Source organism: Enterobacter cloacae complex sp. IR5450 (genome assembly GCF_049238665.1).
Lineage (GTDB): Bacteria > Pseudomonadota > Gammaproteobacteria > Enterobacterales > Enterobacteriaceae > Enterobacter > Enterobacter hormaechei_C.
This window is the reverse complement of sequence record NZ_JBMKIC010000071.1, coordinates 1-4,693: the sequence shown is the minus strand read 5'-3', so window position 1 is coordinate 4,693 and position 4,693 is coordinate 1. Positions and strand designations below refer to the sequence as shown.

Below are 4,693 nucleotides of genomic sequence, written 5' to 3'. Positions count from 1 at the left end.
GGCCTTTGAATGGGTTCATGTGCAGCTCCATCAGCAAAAGGGGATGATAAGTTTATCACCACCGACTATTTGCAACAGTGCCAACGCCGGGTTATTCTTATTTGTCGCTTCTTTACTCGCCTTTATCGGCCTTCACTCAAGGATGTATTGTGGTTATGCGTTATATTCGCCTGTGTATTATCTCCCTGTTAGCCACCCTGCCGCTGGCGGTACACGCCAGCCCGCAGCCGCTTGAGCAAATTAAACAAAGCGAAAGCCAGCTGTCGGGCCGCGTAGGCATGATAGAAATGGATCTGGCCAGCGGCCGCACGCTGACCGCCTGGCGCGCCGATGAACGCTTTCCCATGATGAGCACCTTTAAAGTAGTGCTCTGCGGCGCAGTGCTGGCGCGGGTGGATGCCGGTGACGAACAGCTGGAGCGAAAGATCCACTATCGCCAGCAGGATCTGGTGGACTACTCGCCGGTCAGCGAAAAACACCTTGCCGACGGCATGACGGTCGGCGAACTCTGCGCCGCCGCCATTACCATGAGCGATAACAGCGCCGCCAATCTGCTGCTGGCCACCGTCGGCGGCCCCGCAGGATTGACTGCCTTTTTGCGCCAGATCGGCGACAACGTCACCCGCCTTGACCGCTGGGAAACGGAACTGAATGAGGCGCTTCCCGGCGACGCCCGCGACACCACTACCCCGGCCAGCATGGCCGCGACCCTGCGCAAGCTGCTGACCAGCCAGCGTCTGAGCGCCCGTTCGCAACGGCAGCTGCTGCAGTGGATGGTGGACGATCGGGTCGCCGGACCGTTGATCCGCTCCGTGCTGCCGGCGGGCTGGTTTATCGCCGATAAGACCGGAGCTAGCAAGCGGGGTGCGCGCGGGATTGTCGCCCTGCTTGGCCCGAATAACAAAGCAGAGCGCATTGTGGTGATTTATCTGCGGGATACGCCGGCGAGCATGGCCGAGCGAAATCAGCAAATCGCCGGGATCGGCGCGGCGCTGATCGAGCACTGGCAACGCTAAGCCGGCGGTGGCCGCGCGCGTTATCCGGCCCGCAGCACCTCGCAGGCGTGCCGGGCGATATGACTGGCGGCGGCATCGGAAAGATGCCGGTCGGTAATGATGGTGGTGAACCGGGTCAAAGGTAACGCCATAAACGTGGCCACCTGATTGTATTTCGAACTGTCGCACAGCAGGATGCTTCTCGCGCTGACCTGGCTGACGGTCTCCTTGACGGTAACCTTGTTCTCATCAGGGGTGAATATCCCGCGACTGTCCCAGCCGCTGGCGGAGATAAAGGCCGTATCGATAGCCAGGTGGCGTAACGTACGCGCCGCCGATTCGCCCACGCAGGAGCGGTTCTCCCGGCACAGAGTGCCGCCGGTGTGGATCACGCCGCACTGGCTGGCATCGATCAGCAGCTGGGTTATCTCAAAATCATTGGTGACCACCTGGAGATCGTTCCGGTCGAGGATCGCCCGCGCCAGCGCCAGGGTGGTAGTCCCGGCATCCAGATAGATGCAACTGTTTTTAGCGATATGACTCGCCGCCAGCGCGCCGATCGCCTGTTTCTCCTCACTCTGCAGCGTGCTTTTCACCAGATGACTGGGTTCCGCGGCCAGCCGGCTGACGGCGCGTACGCCGCCCGAGACGCTGACCAGCAGCCCCTGCTCCTCCAGTTTACTGACGTCCCGACGGATGGTCATATGGGACACGCCGAGGATCTCCGTCAGCTCGTTAATGCTTACCGCCCCACGCTGCTCCACCAGGGCTAAAATACGCTGATGTCGTTCTATTGGAATCACCGCTCTCCCCTTACCATTTTTTCACACCAGGCGTCACCACCCAGGCTACGGCCCTGGCGACACCCGGTGTTGTTATCGCGCTTTGCCGCTGTTTTTTACGCTATTTTAGGGCAAGAATCGCCGCTGTGCAGCCTCTTTCCGCCTGTGAATTTTTTATATTCATGTGGGTTATTCGTGATAACTCTCACATAAATTCACATGATAACGCTTTATTCTATCATTAAATCACATTAATTAACTAATGTTCACAAGGAGACCAGCATGGCTGCACACACTAACGTCTGCGTGATTGGACTGGGTTCAATGGGCATGGGCGCCGCCCGCGCCTGCCTGCAGGCGGGCCTGAACACCTGGGGCGTTGACATCAATCCCGACAACTGTCGCGCACTGCTGGCGGCGGGCGCCAAAGGCGCGGGCCCCAGCGCGGTGCCGTTCGCCGCGGAACTGGATGCAGTTGTGCTGCTGGTGGTCAATGCCGCCCAGGTGCGGGGGATCCTGTTCGGCGAGAGCGGCCTCGCCGCCCATCTGAAGCCGGGCACCGTCGTGATGGTGTCGTCCACCATCGCCTCCGCCGATGCTCAGGCCATTGCCGAGGCGCTGGCGGAGTACCAGCTATTGATGCTCGACGCGCCGGTATCGGGCGGCGCCGTGAAAGCGGCCGCCGGCGACATGACGGTGATGGCCTCCGGGAGCGATGCCGCCTTTGCCCGACTCGCGCCGGTGCTGGACGCCGTGGCCGGCAAAGTCTACCGCATCGGGAGCGACATTGGTCTTGGCTCGACGGTAAAAATTATCCATCAGCTGCTGGCCGGGGTGCACATCGCCGTTGCCGCCGAAGCGATGGCGCTTGCCGCCCGCGCCGGGATCCCACTGGAGACGATGTATGACGTGGTCACCCACGCGGCGGGTAATTCCTGGATGTTTGAGAATCGCATGCAGCACGTCCTGGATGGCGATTACTCGCCAAAATCCGCTGTCGATATTTTTGTCAAAGATCTCGGGCTGGTGAATGACACTGCCCGGGCGCTGACCTTCCCGCTGCCGCTCGCTACCACCGCGCTGAATATGTTCACCTCCGCCAGTAATGCCGGATTCGGTCGGGAAGATGACAGCGCGGTGATCAAGATTTTCAACGGCATCACCCTGCCGGGCCATAAACAGTGAGGAGAGACAACATGCAGCTTGGTGTCATTGCCGATGACTTCACCGGCGCCACGGATATTGCCAGCTTCCTCGTGCGCAACGGCATGCCGACGGTGCAACTGAATGGCGTGCCGACCCGCGATATTCCGCTGACCAGCGAGGCGGTGGTCATCAGCCTGAAAACCCGCTCCTGCCCGGCGGAAATGGCCGTCAGCCAGTCGCTGGCGGCCCTGCGCTGGCTGCAGGCCCAGGGCTGTCAGCAGTTTTATTTCAAGTACTGTTCCACTTTCGACAGCACCGCGCAGGGCAACATTGGCCCGGTGCTGGATGCCCTGCTGGCCGAGCTGGGTGAGACGCGGACGGTGATTTCCCCGGCGCTGCCGGTTAACGGCCGCACGGTCTATCAGGGATATCTGTTCGTCGGCGAGCAACTGCTGAATGAGTCCGGGATGCGCCACCATCCGGTGACGCCGATGGAGGATGCGCACCTGGGCCGCTTAATTGAGCGCCAAGGGCGCGGAAAAGCCGCGCTGATTGCCTGGCCGATTGTCGCCCGGTCGCCGCCGCGCTGGCGGCAGTCAACGATCCGGCGGTGCGCTATGTGGTGCTCGACGCCCTCAGCGAACAGGATCTGCTCACCCAGGGCGTGGCGCTGCGGGAGATGAAGCTGGTCTCCGGCGGTTCCGGCCTCGCCATCGGCCTCGCCCGCGACTGGGCGCAGCGCCATGGCGCCAGGGGGGAAAGCGCTCAGGCCGGCATGCCGCTGGCCGGTCCGGCGGTGGTGCTCTCGGGCTCCTGCTCGGTGATGACCAACAGCCAGGTGGCGGCCTATCGTCAACAGGCCCCCGCCCGCGCCGTCGACTTAAGCGCCTGCTTTACCGATCTGGAGAGCTACGTCAGGACGCTGACTGACTGGGTGGACGCGCAGCGCGATGCGCCGCTGGCGCCGATGATCTATGCCACCACCGAGCCGCAAACGCTGCAGCGGATCCAGGCGCAGTATGGCGACAAGGCCAGCAGCGAACGGGTGGAACAGCTGTTTGCCGCTCTTGCCGCCGCCCTGAAGGCGAACGGATTTACCCGCTTTATTGTGGCCGGAGGGGAAACGTCGAGCATTGTGGCGCAGACCCTGGGGGTTGAGGCGTTCCATATTGGGCCGACCATCTCCCCTGGCGTGCCCTGGGTGCGTGACACCCGCCAGCCGCTCTCCCTGGCGCTGAAGTCAGGTAACTTCGGCGATATCCAGTTCTTTGCCCGTGCCCAGCAGGAGTTTCGTCATGACTGAGCAACAACTGCGAGAGGAAATGGTGCAGATTGGCGCCTCGTTGTTTAGCCGCGGCTATGCCACCGGCTCCGCTGGCAATCTGTCGCTGCTGCTGCCGGACGGCAACCTGCTGGCGACGCCGACCGGCGCCTGCCTCGGCGAACTGCAGGCTCAGCGGTTGTCGGTGGTGACGCTGCAAGGGGAATGGATCTCCGGCGACAAACCGTCGAAAGAGGTCACTTTTCACCGGGCGGTCTATTTGCACAACCCGGCCTGCAAGGCGATCGTCCACTTGCACAGCCACTATCTGACCGCGCTCTCCTGCCTGCAGGGGCTCGGGCACTGTTGCAAAGTTAGCGATGAGGCAGCCTTTTGTCTTATTCAAAGGCCTTACATTTCAAAAAATCTGCTTACCAGGCGCATTTCGCCCAGGGGATCACCATAATAAAATGCTGAGGCCTGGCCTTTGCGTAGTGCACGCATCACCT

At 61.6% G+C, this 4,693-nt stretch carries 3 protein-coding genes and 3 pseudogenes; 4 read left to right on the top strand and 2 right to left on the bottom strand.

Translation table 11 applies throughout. The features are described 5' to 3' along the window. Nucleotides 1-155 precede the first annotated feature (155 nt). Nucleotides 156-1,016: an extended-spectrum class A beta-lactamase SHV-12 gene (locus tag ACOTYB_RS24565; RefSeq protein WP_002904004.1), complete on the top strand. Its 861-nt coding sequence runs from the start codon at nt 156-158 to the stop codon at nt 1,014-1,016. A 20-nt stretch (nt 1,017-1,036) separates the two neighbouring features. On the opposite strand, the gene ACOTYB_RS24560 is transcribed toward ACOTYB_RS24565, so the two are convergent. Continuing rightward, on the bottom strand, nt 1,037-1,798 hold the full coding sequence (locus ACOTYB_RS24560) for a DeoR/GlpR family DNA-binding transcription regulator (protein ID WP_002210513.1): 762 nt from the start codon (nt 1,796-1,798) through the stop codon (nt 1,037-1,039). Between the two features lie 261 nt (nt 1,799-2,059). Between ACOTYB_RS24560 and ltnD the strand changes: the two genes are divergently transcribed. From ltnD to ACOTYB_RS24545, 3 genes and pseudogenes are all read left to right on the top strand, one after another. Then, entirely contained in the window at nt 2,060-2,962 is a 903-nt protein-coding gene (ltnD, locus tag ACOTYB_RS24555; RefSeq protein ID WP_002903955.1) for an L-threonate dehydrogenase, read from the top strand. Between the two features lie 11 nt (nt 2,963-2,973). Further along, nucleotides 2,974-4,226: pseudogene (gene otnK / locus ACOTYB_RS24550) on the top strand (3-oxo-tetronate kinase). Further along, nucleotides 4,219-4,563 (top strand): annotated as a pseudogene (locus ACOTYB_RS24545) (class II aldolase/adducin family protein); the annotation flags it as partial. The pseudogenes otnK and ACOTYB_RS24545, both read left to right, overlap by 8 nt. A 32-nt stretch (nt 4,564-4,595) precedes the next feature. Here the strand turns inward: ACOTYB_RS24545 and ACOTYB_RS24540 are convergent. Further along, nucleotides 4,596-4,693: pseudogene (locus ACOTYB_RS24540) on the bottom strand (IS6 family transposase); the annotation flags it as partial.